The sequence below is a fragment of the Maribacter spongiicola genome (assembly GCF_004364165.1).
Classification (GTDB): domain Bacteria; phylum Bacteroidota; class Bacteroidia; order Flavobacteriales; family Flavobacteriaceae; genus Maribacter; species Maribacter spongiicola.
Genome location: NZ_SOAY01000010.1, coordinates 243,720 through 261,731, shown reverse-complemented (window position 1 = coordinate 261,731; position 18,012 = coordinate 243,720). Strand labels below are relative to the sequence as shown.

Here is an 18,012-nt window from a genome sequence, read left to right as displayed (position 1 = left end):
TTTAGGTTAAGTTTTATCGGTAAAGGGTAAAGTGTCCAACAAATTCTCTTTCATCTCGATCACCGTTCAGTTTTACTACATACCAGTAGTCTCCTGTTGGCAATTCATTGTCTTGATAAGTTCCGTCCCAACCTTCAGAATCAACTGCTTGTTCGGAAACCACTCTACCATAACGATCAAATATTTTTATTAGTATTTGAGGGTATTGTTCAATGTTTCTAGGGATCCATAAATCGTTCTGCCCGTCTCCATCTGGGGTGAAGAAATTAGGTAATTCAATGTCTATGAACTCCATAAATATGTTTGCAACAGTAGAACATCCGTTCTCATCAACAACACGCACCTCGTAAGTGTCTGTTCTTGTGATATAGAACGTGTTATTATCACCATTGTCATAACCATCAAAGTAGTATGTATAGCCTTCTCGACCACCTTCGGCTATAGCGGTTATTTCGTTCATGTTATTTTGCTCTAAAGCAAGTGTCAATGGTTCAAAAGCTTCTATTACAAAGTCAATGGTCTGTAAGCAACCGTTAGAATGTGCAATGGTAATATAATGGTTACCTGGTGCCGAATTTCTGAAATCAGGATTCAATTGGAAAGCAGCTGGATCAACAGAATCTATTGCATAAAGCACATCACCAATTACAGTATCATCTTCTAAGGTGATATTTACATAATTATCTGGAGTATCACCTGAACATTCATAAACAGGTACTACTGTAGCATTAAGGTTTACTCCGGTTTCAATATCAACTACTACATTAGTATCACAACCATTGGCATCTTTAATTACGATGAGGTAGTTACCTGCAGCCATGTCATAGAATTCAGTTCTATTCAATACAAAGTCTGCATCGTCATTAGAATTCAATGCCGTACTGTATGGTGCCGTACCGCCTGTTATTTCAAGAATAATAGAACCATCTTGACTATCAACACAAATTTCTGGTGTGGTATCTGCCGTTACTTCTAAACTTAACGGCTCTGAAATAGTATATGTCAAGTATTCGAAACAACCATTTTGGTCTTGTGCAATGATTGTATACTCTCCCGGGGTCAATTCGGTAAATGTACCTTCAGCATAAAACTGATTCAGGTTTGGCGAAATTGCATACTGATAACCACCGGCACCTCCTGAAAGTGTAACCGTAATCTCACCATCATTTTCACCAGAACATGTAATATCTATGACGCTATCTGTATATGTCAATGGTGTTGGATCAACAATAACAACAGTTTCTGGTGTTGTTTCACAATCATCGCTAGTTACAGTTACATAATATGTACCTGCACCTAGGTTTCTAAATACACCTTGCGATTGAGGACCGGCAATTCTAGAAGCTACGCTTAAAGAACTATCAGTAAACAATTCATATTGGTAGTTTCCTAATCCGCCATCAGCACTTGCATAAATAATAGCTGTGCTTTCGCCAGTACAATTTAATACTGCAGCAGTTTGATCAACAAATAACAATAATGGCGGTATTTCACTTTCAGTAATTGCATTAGAGATTGCAGATTCACAACCGTTAATTGCATCACGTACATAGAATTGATATCTACCCGCTTGATACGTACCTGTTTCTGGCAAGTAAACTACATTGCCTGTCATTGGTAAGAAGTTGATATTGTCAACACTATACTCATATGAACCACTACCACCTGATGCGGTAAGTTCAAATTCTGCGCCTTGTGCACATGTTAATGCATCGGTTCTAATTAAACTAGCCTGTACTTCAGTTGGCTCTCTAACCTCAACGGTATTCGTTGTGGTATCACAGTTCCATCCGTCAACTACGGTAACACTATAGAAACCTGCACCTAAATCTCTGAAATTAGGATTATTTTGAGCTCCCGTAGTCGAGGTAATCGTAGTGCCAGTTGCATCATAATAATTCAATTGATATTCATAATTACCACTACCGCCACCAGTTACGTTTGCAGTGACTAAGGCACCCCTATCTCCATAACAAGCTAAGTCTGTTACAAGCGGAGTTGCGTTTGCCACTATTGGTGTAGCTGCTGCCAATGTTTCAGTATAGTTTACTACACATCCGGCATTATCGGTAATACTTACCGTATAAGCACCTGAAGCTAAACCAGTAAACAATCCTTCACTAACATCGTCCATAGTATATGTATCACCCGTTGTAGTGTTAGTCAATACAATATCATAAAGTCTATAACCGCCTTCAACCTCAACTCTTATAGCACCTTGGTCATCTGTACAAGTAGCTTCAGCCAACGTTGAAACAGTTCCACTTAAGGGTCTGTCAGGAGAAGCAATTGTTACTCTGTTCGTGTTTTCAGAACATAAAGGAACATCGGTTTCTGTAATTGTAACATAATAAGTACCACCAGATAATCCTGTTACCGTTCTTGGGTTAACGCTTGTGTCTGATGCTGTCGCAGGAATAACTGATGTACCTGCGGCATTAAATACCTCGTAAGTATAGTTTCCTATATATCCGTCAACATCAATTTCTAGGCTTCCATTAAGTTCACCAAAACAAGTTACTGCAGTTGTTGCTGTTGCAGTTGCCGTAATAAAGTCGAACGGTGCAACAGTATAACTAGCTGTATTTACATAACAACCCGTATCTAAATCTGTAACTCTAAATACATAAGATCCAACAGTGTTTAAATCGTACGTTGCAGAAGTTGCTGTAGTACTGATCAATGTACCTGTGGCATTACCAATAGGTAACAACTCATAACCGTAGTTATGTGCCAAGCCATTATCAGCAACAGTAATTATTATTGTTTCATCAACAGTACAGTTAATAGCTACATCTTGAGCGACAGTCGCCGTGAATGTGTTTATAGGTTGAATTGTAACCGTATCGAACGTAGTACAACCTTTGGCATCTTTTACATATACATCTATAGCTTGTGCACTTCCTGTATCGCTAACATTAAATGTATTTTGTGCTTGGAAGATGATATTATCTATACTGTATAAATATGGTGCGGTACCTGTACCTGCGCCAGCAGTCGCCGTTATCGTTGCCGTGTTAACACTATTATCTGCTGCACAACTAAATTCTGTCGCCACTGCACTAACCGTTAGTTCTAATGGTTCTGTGATTGTTTCATTCTTGATGTCTTCACAACCTCTACTAGAAATAACTCTTACTTGGTAATCACCTTCTGGCAACCCTGTGAACAACGGATTGGTCTGTGTTGCTATCGGAGTAACCAAATCAGCCATATCATATAGTTCATACTGATACTCAGGGTTTGTATTTGTAGCCGGGTCAATATTAGCTCTAATACTACCATCTGTACCACCGAAACAACTTACGTTTACTATAGTTGCATCTAATAGCACTGGGTCTACTGGCGCATCTAATGTCTGAGTCACTGTTCTTTCACAAACAGGATTCGTTGTATCTAAATCTCTTACTTCAAATGTGTATGTGCCTGCTTCGGTTAAGTTTGTAAATACGCCTGTAGTTTGCGTTACAACACTACCTAATGGAGTCGTCATTTCAAACTCAAGGTTTGTTGAACCACCATTTACATTTACCGTAATTTCACCACCTGGTATTGATGAACAATCAATAGACTTATCTACTGTCGTAGAAACATCCATTTGCTCATAAAGCACCACCGCATTAGTTGTAAAAGGACAACCCCATTGGTCTATAATCGTTACGTCATAACTACCAGCACCAAGACCTGTGAATACTCTCGTGTTTTGTGGCGCACGGAAATCAGTACCGTTTAATCTCAATTGGTATGTATAATTACTTCCTTGTCCGCCAACTACGTTATCAACTGTTAGTTCTCCCTGTAAGTTTGTACAATTCTCTACAGTAACAAGTAAATCGGCATTAATATCCTCAGGAACTTCAAGAAGAATATTATCTTGAATTAATCGCTCACAACCTTCTGCATCACGAGCCCATGCTTGGTATGTACCAGCTGGTAAAGAATCGAAAGTAGCGTTAGCTACAAAATCTGTAGTTGCAGGAATACCTACACCTACATAGTATGTATAGCCACCCCAACCACCGACTACGTCAGTGATTGTAATTGAACCATCATCACCAGGGTTACAGGTAATTTCAGTTACAACAGTATCACCACTGATATCAGCTGTAGGTCCGTTTATAGTAAATGCCTCTGTATTTGTACAGTCTGGACTATTATCTTGTCTTATAGAAACATAGTAACTACCGGCTTCTAAGCTGATGTCTGCTGTAGGACCATTTGTAGTTGCTTCCGTACCAGAGATAACAATGGTATCATCACCAATATCTGCTAGTGTGCCTTCAGTGTCATAAATAGTCCACGTAAATCCGCCAGGGTATGTTGCATCAACTAATTCAAAGTTAACTGCTCCTGTTGCAGAGCCATAACAAATAACATCACTTGTTTTTACAACATCGATGGTAAATGTATTTGGTTCATCTATAGTTTGTGTTGCAGAAACGATACAATCTGTATCTAAATGCTTCACAAGAATCGTATACGATCCCGCAGATAATCCGCCGAAAACGTTAGTTGGTTGGTAGTTTACGCCATTATCAATACTATACTCGAATTTAGTAGCATCACTTAAAGTTGAAGTTACAACTACTGTTAATTCTCCATCACTAATTGGATCACAAGTAACCGTATTGGAAACATTTGCAACTGCATTAGTAATCTCATCAAAAGGAAGTATGGTTTCCGTTGTGCTACCAGAACATCCTTTATCATCATAAACATTGATAGTATACGTGTCACCTGCTCTGTTCGTAACAATTAACAGGTTAGACGCACCAGATTGGACAACGGCAGAACTACTATCTAAAAACTCATAAATTACATAGTTACCGCTACCACCTGTAATGGCAGTCTCGTCAACTGTAATTGTAGCGTTGTTAGGGTTATTGCCTACAGTACAACCGAATTCAACTACCGAAGTATTGATATTCGAAATCAATGCAGGTTCATCTATTACAATGTTACCAGAAACAGTACTACAACCATTGGTTCCTGTTGCAGTCACAACATAGGTATTTGGAGGTAAGCCTTCAAATGTATTGTTACTTGCATTAAACGTTCCGGCTACTGGAGATATCGTAAATGTCAACGGATTTACTCCGTTTTCAACTTGCGTCAATGTAATTGAGCCATCATTAGATCCAAAACATGTGATATCTATATGAGAATCTGTAAATACTGGCTGAATTGCAGGAGCTAACTCTTGCGTAACCGTTAATTCACAAACAGGGTTTGTAGTATCTAAATCTCTAACTAAGAAACTATAGTTACCAGCATCAACTAAATCTGTAAATGTTGGATTGTTTGTTTGTGTAACATTAGGACCTGTTGGAGGTGTCATTACAAACTCGAGGTTTGTAGAACCACCAGTTACATTAATAGTAATTGTACCGCCTGGTGTACCCGTACAATCAATGGCTTTATCTACAGAAGTAGTAGCACTTAACTGCTCGTATAATTCTACTGAATCTGTTGTAAATGTACAACCCCATTGATCTGAAACAATTACATCATATATACCAGCACCTAGACCAGAAAAAACTAGGGTATTTTGTGGTGCTCGGAAATCTGTACCGTTTAATCTTAATTGATATGTATAGTTACTTCCTTGTCCGCCAACTACGTTGCTAACCGTTACTTCACCTTGTAAGTTTGTACAGTTCTCTTGAGTAACAAGTAAATCGGCATCAATTAGGTCTGGGACATCCAAAACAATGTTATCTTGAATTAATCGCTCACAACCTTCTGCGTCACGTACCCATGCTTGATATGTACCCGCAACCAATCCTGTGAAAGCAGCATCTACTACGAAATCAGTTGGTAATGTTGGTGCTATCGTATCAACAAAGTAAGTATAGCCACCCCAACCACCGACAACGTCAGTAATTGTAATTGAACCGTCATTACCAGGAACACATGTAATATCTGTTACTACAGTATTTCCTGTAATATCGGCATCAGGACCTGCAATATTGAAATATTCAACATCGGTACAATACGGATTGTCTGTTTGTGAAATAGAAACATAGTATTCGCCAACACCTAAGTTGATAATTGGTGTAGGACCGTTTGCTAATTCTGAACCGCTTACAACAGAAGTATTATCGGTACGGAAAATTTCCCAATTAAATCCTGTGCTATATGTTGCATCAACCAATTCAAAAGTTACTTCACCAGTATCGGTTCCAAAACAAACTACATCACTTGTCTTAACAACATCTATAGTAAACGTATTTGGCTCTTCAATAATAGCTGAAGCCGTTACAATACAATCTGTATCTGTATGTCTTACTAAGAAATTGTAGTTTCCAGCAGATAAGCCGCTAAAGACATTGGTAGGAACATAAGTTGAACCGTTATCGATACTATATTCATATTTCGTATCATCACCAGCCGTTGATGTAACTATAACCGTAATTTCACCAACACTAACTGGTTCACAAGTAGCAGTTCTAGTAACATTAGCCGTAGCTCCAGTTAATTCATCATAAGGTAATACCGTAGCTGTTGTGCTACCTGAACAACCTTTGTCATCATATACATTAATAGTATAAGTCTCCCCTGTTCTATCAGTAACCGTTAATACATTTGATGGTCCAGACTGAACGACAGCAGAACTGCTATCAATAAACTCATATGTAACATAAGTAGTACTACCGCCTGTAATGGCTGCAGTATCAACAGTCACCGTTGCATTGTTTGAATTATTACCAACAGTACAACCAAATTCAACTACATCTGCATTCACGTTTGAAATTTGTAACGGAGTACCTACCGGACTGTCAACTTCTAAAATACAACCACGACCTGAAGTAACTCTAACTACATAATCATCGTTCGCAGGTAAATTATTAAATACATTAGATGTTTGTGGCACACCAACGGGTACTAAAACAGAAGGTACTGTTTCTGTAAATAATTGGTACACATAAGGTGGATTATCCATTGTGGTATCTAATTGCACAACTATAGACCCATCTGTATCACCGAAACAAGTAACATCTGTTATTACTGGAATAAATAGGACAGGAGTTGCCAATTCTAATTCAACATCGGTTTGGGCAGTACATCCACCTAAAACAGTATCATAAACATGAGCTGTATATACACCTGAATCCAATCCTGTAAAAATTGGTGATAGTTGAGGTCCACCAGCTACGCTTATTCCTCCGTTATCAAACAATTCATATTCATAAAAGGTAGAACCACCATAAGCTGTAATTATAATTTCACCATCTCCTTCGGTACATGAAGGTTGAGTGGTTACTTCAGCAGTGATAGAAGTTGGAGCAAAAATTTCGATCGTCTCTACATTTCCACAACCGTTAAAATCACGAACCTGAACGGTGTAATTACCAGAACTAAGGTCGGTAAATTGATGTGTAGTACCTGCAGTCGTTAAAGTAGAAGACTGGTATGAACCGCTGTTTACACTAAGTGTATATGGTTGAGATCCTTCTCCGTCTAACGTAATTTCTATAATAAACTCTCCCTCATCTGCAGTACATTGGTTGATTACCAAACCAGAAATAGCTGGGGTTGGATCATCTGCAATAGTAACATCTATAGGTAAAGCTGTTGAGCAACCATTTCCGTCCATTACATAAATATCCCATTCTGTATTTACAGAAGGATCTAATTCAGCATAGTTATTTGTACCATAATCTCCAGCCACCGGAGTAGCTCCGTTTTGAACATATGCATACGTATAAGAACCATTACCACCACCAGCGATAACCGTTACATTGGCATCTTCTGAACAGTATCCGTTATTTTGGTCTGCTAGAGTCAAGGTAACAGGGTTAGGTTCTAATATTCTGAACTCATAAGTATTTGTACACTCAGGAGTAGCCGCTTCTTGGAAGAATAATACATAATCACCTGGAGGAATATTCGAAATTGTTTCAGTAACTGTTGGACCAGGACCAATTGGACCTGAAACGCTACCTGCATAAACACCACCTAATGGTGTGTTGCTAATACTTTCCCTTAATTCATAATTAATAGTAGTCACTGAAGTATCATAACCCTCAAATTGAAAAGCAATTGACCCATTTGTATCACCAAAACAAGCAACATCTGTTACCGTTGGTGTTGGAACTACATCAATACTTGATACGTTAGGAACATCGACCTCAACAAAACTAGAACATCCTGTGTCTGTATCAATAACTTGAAAAACATAGCTAGAACCAGGATTAAGTCCGTTATACGTAGCCACTTCCTCATCTGCAGTAGCACCTGGTGCCTCAGCATCTGGTGTTGTACCTGCACCATAAATGGTAAAATCATAATTACCTGAACCACCACTAGCAGTAAGTTCTGCCGTACCGCCAGTTATACAACTAGAAGGCATTAAAACAGGGTCAACTACTAAATATGGGCTAGAAAGCACACGCACCGGATTTTCATAATATTCACAACCATTAGCATCTAATACACGAACATAGTAGTCTCCAAAAGCTAAACCGTCAAAAGTTACCGTAGTAGCTGTAGTATTTACAACTGGGTTTGACCCTGTCGTAGGAACAATATTATTAAGATTATCATATAGGGTATATGTAAAGTTTGGTGCACCACCACTCGTAATTGTAATTTCAATATTACCAGGAATATCACCAGAAACACCACAACTAACATCGGTTGCCACAACATTTGCATCGAACAATACAGGGTTAACAACAGTAACACTACCGTTGTACGTACATTCTTTAGAATCTCTTACAATATAATTATATGTGCCAGCAGCTAAACCTGTGTATACTCCTTGATTTGTAAAGGCACTACCATCGAAACTAATTTGATATGGAGAAGACCCAAAATTAGGATCAACGTTGATTTCAACGATACCATTGGTATCTCCAAAACAAGTAGGGTTCGTAACGGTTTCGGTCGCAACAGGATTTACCGTTGCAGTAACCGTAACTAAATTAGAAACAGCAATACAACCTTGGTCATCTGTTACTCTAAATCTATATGTACCAACTGTTGAAGTTGAATACGGGAATGTTCCTGCAAAAGCAGCATAACCACCACCATTAACCTCTAATTCGTAAGTATATGGTGCATAACCGCCATTGGTCACTAAATTCATTGTTGCCTCTGGTGATACAGTACAATCTAAGTCTTTAGTTAATGCAAGATTAGCCGTTAATTGAGGTTCAATATCAAAAGTTATGGTGTCTGTACAACCATTTGCGTCTCTAATTTCAAAAGAGTAGCTACCAGGCGTTAGATTTGTAAAGGTGTTCGAATTTACAAATGCACCTGAATTTATTTTATATGAATATGGAGCCACACCACCAGTTGCACCAACTTCAATAGTCGCAGAACCAGTTATAGAAGAAACAAAACATACATCTGAACTTGGTAAAATACTAGCTATAGGATCAACGGGTGCTACTAAAGTAAAGGTATCCGTATCTGTACATCCGTTTGCATCGGTAACCGTAATGATATGTAAACCTAACTGATCAAGTCCTGTAAATATTCCTGAATTCTGTACTGGCGTAAATGAAGAATCAGGTAATTGAATTACATAAGAATATGCAGCAGTACCACCTGTAACCGTAATATCTACAGCACCGTCATCAATACATGTAGGTTGTGTCGGTGTATTAGAAACCGTTAAAACTGCAGGCTCGTTAATTGTCTGAGTCAACATTTCTGTACAACCAGCAATTGGGTTGTCAACATCTCTAACATAGATGGTATAAGTACCTTGAGATAAACCAGATATTTGATGTGTTGCTGCAGTATCACTACCTTCAATAATTGCAAAGGCACTGTCGTAGCTATACTCATAACCACCTGCTCCGAAATTCTCAACTTCAAAAGTTATGGTACCAGAATTATCGGCATTACAATCTAAATCTTCATGAGATAAAATTGCAGCTTCAAAAGCATTACCATCTTGAACATCTACAATAATATCTGTTGTACAATCACTACCATAATTTACAGTAATCGCGTGTTGACCAACTAATACATTGTTAAATATATTGTTACCAATTTGAGGCGTATTACCATCAATACTATACGTGTAAGTAGCATCATTTGGAAGAATGGTAATTATTCCTGTTCCATCACAACTATAATCAACAGAACTACTTAATAAAGGTGCTGTTGGTAAAGGTGCAATAATGATATTCGGAAGATTAATTACACATGCGATATTGTTTACATCTCTTACTCGAACAGTAAATGTACCATCGGTTAAATCGGTAAAAACTGTACCGCCAGCAGTTGCGGCTGTCCAACTACCACCGTTTAAGCTATATTGATAAGAACCAGAACCACCGGTTGTAGGGGTTATACCACCAACGGTGATCTCTGCTAATTGATTACAAGTATAATCTTCTGTCTGTACGCTTTCTGCTACAATTTCAGCCAATTCGTTTACAGGAAGTGATAATGTCGCCTCACAATCGTTCGCGTCTCTAACCCGAACATCATACGTACCAGCAATTAAATTATTGAATGAACTTACGGTACCAAAAGTACCTCCATTGATACTATAGGTATATGGAGCCTCACCACCACTTGGGGCTAAAGAGATACTACCATTATTTCCTCCAAAACAAGTAACATCTACAATAGTTGGGGTTGCTGCTACAGGAGCATCTTGAGCAATAGTAATATCATACATGGCAGGACACGCATCTGTGCCACCATTATTGTCCAAAACATAAACATCGTAATCTCCAGCACCAGTAACGGTAACCTGATTAGTTGCTGCATAGTCACCAGCTGTTGGAGTTGCACCATCGGCAACTACCGCATAAACATAATTACCATCTCCACCTGCAGCGGTAATATTTATTTCACTATTGGTACCACAAGCAGTAATTGTACTTGCACTTGCGCTAACCGTAACTTGTTGTTCTATGGTTACCGTTTGAGCCGGAGCATCACAACCAAAAGCATCGGTAACCTCAACGATGTATGTACCATTTGATAATCCCGTAAACGTATAGGTCGTTGCATCTATTGGAGCCGGAGTTACATAAGAACGACCATTGATTCTAAATTGGTAATCCCCATTACCCGCAGTAACGTTTACAACAATGGTTGCATCATTACTACCACTATAACACAGTGTTTCCTGTAAAGTAAAAGCTGGTGTTTCTGGAGCAAAAACTTCAATTGTTGCATCAATTAAGTCTGAACATCCATTAGCATCCATTGCTCGTACATTATAAATACCGGCAGTTAATCCACTAAATACCGTGTTAGTTTGATAAGCAACTAAAACAGTACCTGCTGTATCTTCTAAACGGTACTCATATCCTGGTGTACCACCAGTTGCACTAGCCGTAATTTCTCCGCCACTATTGTTACATGTAAAATCTTGTGTAAGATCTGCATCGGCAACAACCAATGTTGGTTCTTCAATGAATTCATCAAAAAATGTTGTACAACCTGGCAAAGTACTTCCTGCATCTCTAACATAAACTCTATAACTACCTGCCGCAAGACCAGATATCGTTTGTGGCGATACCGTAGTACTACCTAAAATACTAGCAAAATTATCTAAGCTGTATTCGAATCCGCTTGTACCATAATTAGCTACCTCAAAAGTGATAGAACCAGAGTTATCTGCATTACAATCCAAATCTTTAGAAGAAAGCAAAGCAGCTTCAAATTGGTAACCGTCTTCAACATTTACAACAATATCTGTGGTACAATCACTACCATAATTTACGGTAATCGTATGCTGACCAACCGAAACATTATTAAATACATTGTCACCTATTTGAGGAGTATTACCATCAATGCTATAGGTATACGCTGCATCGCTTGGAAGAATTGTAATTACCCCTGTTCCATCACAACTATAAGCAACACTACTACTTAAAGAGGGTATTGTTGGTAAGGGAGCAATTATAATTTCAGGAAGAGTTACAACACAATTGATATTGTTCGCATCTCTTACTTGAACGGTGTATGTGTTGTTGGTCAAATCTGTATAAACAGTTCCACCAGCAGTCGCTGCCGTCCAAGCACCACCATTTAAGCTATATTGGTAAGAACCAGAACCACCTGTTGTAGGTGTTACCCCACCAACAGTAATTTCTGCTAATTGATTACAGGTATAATCTTCTGTCTGTGCACTTTCCGCTACTATTTCAGGTAACTCACTTACCAAAAGTGATAATGTCGCCTCACAATCATTCGCGTCTCTTACTCGAACATCATACGTACCAGCAGTTAAATTATTGAATGAACTTACGGTACCGAAAGTACCTCCATTGATACTAAATGTATAAGGCGCCTCACCACCACTTGGTGCTAAAGAAATACTACCGTTATTTCCGCCAAAACAAGTAACATTTACAACAGTTGGTGTTGCGGCTACTGGAGCATCTTGTTCTATTGTAATCTCATATGAAGATTCACAGAAATCAACGTTTCCGCTATTGTCTCTTACGTACACATCGTAGTCACCTGTTCCGGTCACGGTTACAGTATTACTTGGGTCAAAATCACCAGCGGTTGGTGTAACTCCGTCTGCAACTACAGCGTACACATAATTACCATCTCCACCAGCTGCAGAAATAGTAATGTCGGTATCGGTACTACAAGCGGTAATATTACTTGCACTTGCGTTTACTGTTAATGCCGGGTCAATTGTAATAGTCTCTGTATCTGTACAGTTATTGCCATCTCTAACATTAATAGTATATGTACCTGCTGCAAGTCCTGAGAATATATTGGTACTACTAAAAGCACCACCATTCAAGCTATATTCAAAAGTACCGTCACCACCAGAAGAAACACTGGCGGTCAGGGTCAATAATACAGCATTGTCAAAACAATCTTGATTAGGTGTTATTTCTAAAACCGGTAGAGTCGCAGGATTAAGATCGAAAGTAAAAGGAATACTACAGTTATTAGCATCGGTAATTGTACCATTATAAGTTCCTGTTTGTAATAATCCATTAAAGGAACCTGTAGCATTAGAACCAAATACAGTACCATCTGGATTGCTTAATTCATATACATAACTTCCCCATCCGCCATCGGCAAGAACACTTACACTACCCTGTGATGTACAGCTAGGTTGTATTTCGGTTAAACTAGCAATAGTCAATGCCGAGGCTGGACCTTCCAATTCATGTGAAGCACTGTATGTACAGTTAGTATCCGTGTCAACAATAGCTATGGTATATATACCAGGAGCCAAATTATTGATATTATCAATTAAAGCTTCGGTACCACCGGTCCTAACAACACCTGCAGGACCTGTAATGGTATACGTGAAATTTTGACCTGCTTGGAAGTTTACATTAAATCGGATAACGCCATCTGCAGCACCAAAACAACTAATTGGCTGCGTTGTTTGACCACTAGCCGATATTGGGTTGATTGCATTTATCGTATAATTTTCTTCATAAAAACAACCATCGGCATCGGTAACTCTTACCGTATAAGTGTCAGGAGCCAAATCTTCAAAAACGGCTTCGTTACCTGAAGTACTTGTAGGAGTTAAAGAAGAAGGTGCCGTAATTGTATACACATATGGCGCAGCACCATTAACAGCATTCACCGTTAAATTAACGGTTTGTGCCGGACAAGTAATTTGAGACTCTACAATCATTAAATCTGTTGGTGGATTTGGTCTGTCGATTACAATTTCGTCTGTACTTAGCGGACATCCATTGGCATCTCTAATTACAAGAGTATAAGTACCATCAGTTAAGTTTTCAAAACGATGTGCATTTACGGTCGTATCTGGAATAAAGTTGATTCCGTCAATACTATATTCATATGGTGCGGTACCTCCGGTAACATTTTGTGCCTCGATAATACCCTCTTGTAAACATGTATAATCTTGAATCAGAACCGAAGTACCACTAATAGCAGAAGTTGGTGCGGCTATTGAATAACTCTCTTCATAATCACATGACGCACTACCTTTTCTTTGATTGATAACTACTCTATAATCACCGTCTGCCAAATTTGGAAAAAGACCTGTTGTATTTTCACCTAAAGGTTGGTCATCAGAATCAAAAAGAAAGAATGTTAATTGATACCCATTATCATCAATTAAGTTGAACTGAATGCTACCGGTAGATTCACCAAAACATAATACGTCATTAACCGTAGTCGCAGCAAATTCGGCAGCGGGTCTAAATTCTATAGTAACGACATTTGATTCACTATAACAACCATTTCTATCCAATACTACAAAAGTGTAATCACCTGGGTCAAGAATGTCAAATATTTGACTGCTTTGAAAGTTTGTTGCTGGGATATCAGAGTAATTAGGATAAGTTGTTACAGTGTTACCAGAATCATCTATATATTCCCAAATGGCATAGGTGTGTGGTGTTTTACCACCATCAGAACTCATTATTATATTACCTTCTCTACAAGTTATATGTTGAGAAACCCTTGCAGTAAGTTCAAGGTCATTTTCATCAATAACAGTTACCGATTCACTATAAGAACATCCATCATCTGTAGAAATATAAGCTATATAGTCACCAGCACTTACATCTGTAAAAGTGTAGTTATTGTCTGCATGACCATTTTGACTATCTATAAGAGTACCTAATCCTCCATTTGCACCTTCATCTATTCTAAGTTCAAAAGCATATGGTGGATTTGCATCTGTAATCTGTAGGTTAACTGTTCCTAAATTAAAACAGGTTTCAGGCGTTACACTAACATCATATGTAATTGCTCGCTCACGCACCCCAATTACTGGAGTTGTAAAAATACAAGCATCTTCAATTGGGTTCCCGCTAGTATCAAGTTGAGTAACCTCAACTCTATAAGAACCATTTTCACCAGAAGCAAAATTAAAACTTGGTCCGTTGTTTGCACTAAATGGAACTATAGTAGCATTGGTATCATTATCTACAAGTTGATATCCATAACCGCTACCAAGATTTGTAATAGTAATATTACCATCAGTATCACAAACAATATCTCTATTATTAAAATCTATATCTAAGTTGTTCTGAAAACCTTTAAAGAAAAAGCGACTTGTACAACCATTTTGATAAATAACAGAAAGCCTGTACTCACCAGGTGCGTTTAATAAATAGTTGCTGCCTGTACCAACTTCTGACCATGTACACGTAAGAGCTCTGTTGGCACAATCTTCGCCAACATCAACACCACAACTACCTTCAACCAATCGCTCCCAAGTTACACTTTGTGCGTCAACAATATTTACTGCTAATGGTTGTGAATCGTTAATACCACATAAAAATATTTTTGGTAAAAAAGAACTGTCATCACTACAGAAAACTATTTCACCAGGAATATCATTACTTGGATCGGTATCTCCATTTACCTCATTAAAATATTCTGTTACCGGGTTAGGTAAATTACCAGAACCAAAAGGTTCTACAGTTATAATTTCTTTAAATCCTTTACAAGGGTCAGCAACAATTTTATCTACTATATATTGACCAACAAGTGTTACAACTTGTGTACTAGGATCATTATCTGGATCACCATCATTAATTTCGATGTCGGTTGCATCTATTTCGCCATTACTGTTTGTGTCGCGATACCATACATATGAATCAAAACCATCACCCGCATTCAAAATCGCACTAGTACCACAAAGCTCTATAGTTCTCTCAAAATTACAATCAGAAAGATCATCTAAAAGAAAGTTTGTAGCACCAGGGATAACAAAACCACATGTATTAAAATCAGTTACACTCGGATCATCTGTAACCTGTGCAGAATTATTCTCACCTCTATATGAACTGTAAGCTAAGTTTTCAATTAAATCTGAACACGCATCTATAAAATCAAAACAGTTTTCGGCAACTTGAACACGAAAACCAATAGAATATTCACCATCTTCATCTTCAACATATACATCTGGTATACTGAAAATAATTTCTCTTGTTGCTGGGTCGTAAACATATGTAATCTCGTAACAAGTTCTTGGGGTACCAGTACATATTTGAGCAGGAAATGTAAAATCTGAAGCATTGAAAAAGCTACGCCCATCTGGCGGAGAAACGTTAACAGGCAATACATCTCTAATGGTATAATTTACACCATCATCATTTCCAATATTCTCGAAGGTTAAAATATAATCTAATGTCTGACCTAAGTTTACACCCTGACCTGTAATATCAACACCACCTGGTGTTTGTACTCTTTTCTCCAAAACTATATTCGGAGCAATAATATCTACATCGAAAGATGTAAAGAAAATATCATATTTATCTTGCGAAGAACTTGCCCTTAAAATAGCGCTAGTTGCACCGTTAGGTATAATCGTATTACTGGCGCCACCATTTGGTATTTCAAAAAGGTCAACATCCCAACCTAATGTATTTATACTATTAGGGTTTCTGGCTGTATATTGAGTATCAAATTGAGTAATGCTAGAATTAAAGAAATTAGTAGCGGGGTTTTGTCCATTTGATAATGTTGTAAAAGATCCGTTTGCGTTAATTTGTAATGCATCACCACCAATTCTGTTATCTCCTTCTAAAGCGCCAACTCCCATATTTGCATACACCGGAAAAGGTGCGGGTAAGGTCGTAAATCCGTTCACCGGGATGTCAATACTCTCACCCGACTTTACACCTGCATAACCATCAAAAGTGGTAATAAATTTATCTCCAGGTAAGTTTGGATTTTCATAAACAATAACCATTTTCCATCCACCAGAAATACCACCAGAAATACTATTTCCAGTACTAGCTCTTACGTTGGCAACAAAGTAATCTCCGTTAGGATTTGCTAAACCAGATACTATAGAAGTTACATCTTTATAGGCAGCGTATGGACTATAATAACCAAAATCGGTATCTCCATTTCCATCAAAAATTACCTCATCTGCAGTAATGTCTTGGTATGCACCACCTGGAGTTCTAAACTTAATATCATCAATATTGCTTCTATCAGAATTTACATAAACCGCAGACCAATACAATCCTGCATAACGTACCAATGAACAATCTACATCTGGTATTTCTAAGTAGGCACTACTAGAACTAAATGTACTGCTATCACTATCGACATCAATGTATTGCATGTCATAATTATCATTGTAATTTGAAGCACTGCCTGTGGCGTTAAGAGGCGTATTTGCAGATACTTCTGGGGTAGTTACGTTTTCTATTCTCCAACGACCATTTCTCCACACCCATTGTCTACGGGTTGTAGAAGGTTCGTACCTGTTTACAATATTGTTCGCGATAAAGGTTAATTCTCCACGAATATCAGCCTCATAACGAACGTCGAAATCATTTTTAACCTGCGATACCGCGGTTTGTAAACCTAATGCCAAAAATAAAATGAAATATAAAAACTTTGAGTACTGTTTTCCCATGGGAGAAATGAGTTTGGTAAAATCTAAAAATTGAGTCAGTCTGGTCATGTTGTAAAATTGTTGGAGCCTTCCTATCATTCGATATCCATTTCGCATCGTTCCACGCGGAATTCTCCAATAACAAATATTAACCATACTAGTTGGCTAAAGAATTTATTGTTGTAGCAACGATGTTTTCTGTTGTGAAACAGCAAATAGAATGGGTTTGCGTTTTTTAAAAAAGAGTGTATTTCAACGATAATACACCTAGTAGCGCTATCTTAATATTTAATCGTTTGAGATAATTTCAAAAAAAATAGGATGAAAATATTTTGAAGAGTTGCAAAATTTCATGTTTTCTAGAACAATTTTATTTAAAATAATCACTCATTTTTGTTGTTCTGTTTTAGTAATAAATACTATAATGTTGACTTGAAAAGTTCTATTTTAAGCAGACAAAACACCATATAAAGACCCTATGTTTTAAGCGAAATTACTTTACTTTTTATTTGGAAAATGTAAACTGAAAGTGCTTTTTGAATAAGATAGTTTTACACTTTATAGGTTAATCGAGTACAAAATAGAGCCATTTTAAAATGTGACTTTGACGAGAACCCATTTTTAAAAACAAGTCTGATGAATTAAAATAAGCCGCTCTAGCGGCTTTTCATATACTCGGGCGTAAATTTCTTAGGTAGTTATAAAAGCAAGCTTTCTTG

Annotated in this window: 1 protein-coding gene; it reads right to left on the bottom strand. The window is 37.8% G+C overall.

Annotated features, from left to right (window positions below; genetic code table 11):
* Positions 1-13: 13 nt before the first annotated feature.
* A complete protein-coding gene (locus tag CLV90_RS01770; protein WP_166638518.1) occupies positions 14-17,362 on the bottom strand; it encodes a T9SS type B sorting domain-containing protein in 17,349 nt (5,782 codons plus the stop codon).
* Positions 17,363-18,012 lie beyond the last annotated feature (650 nt).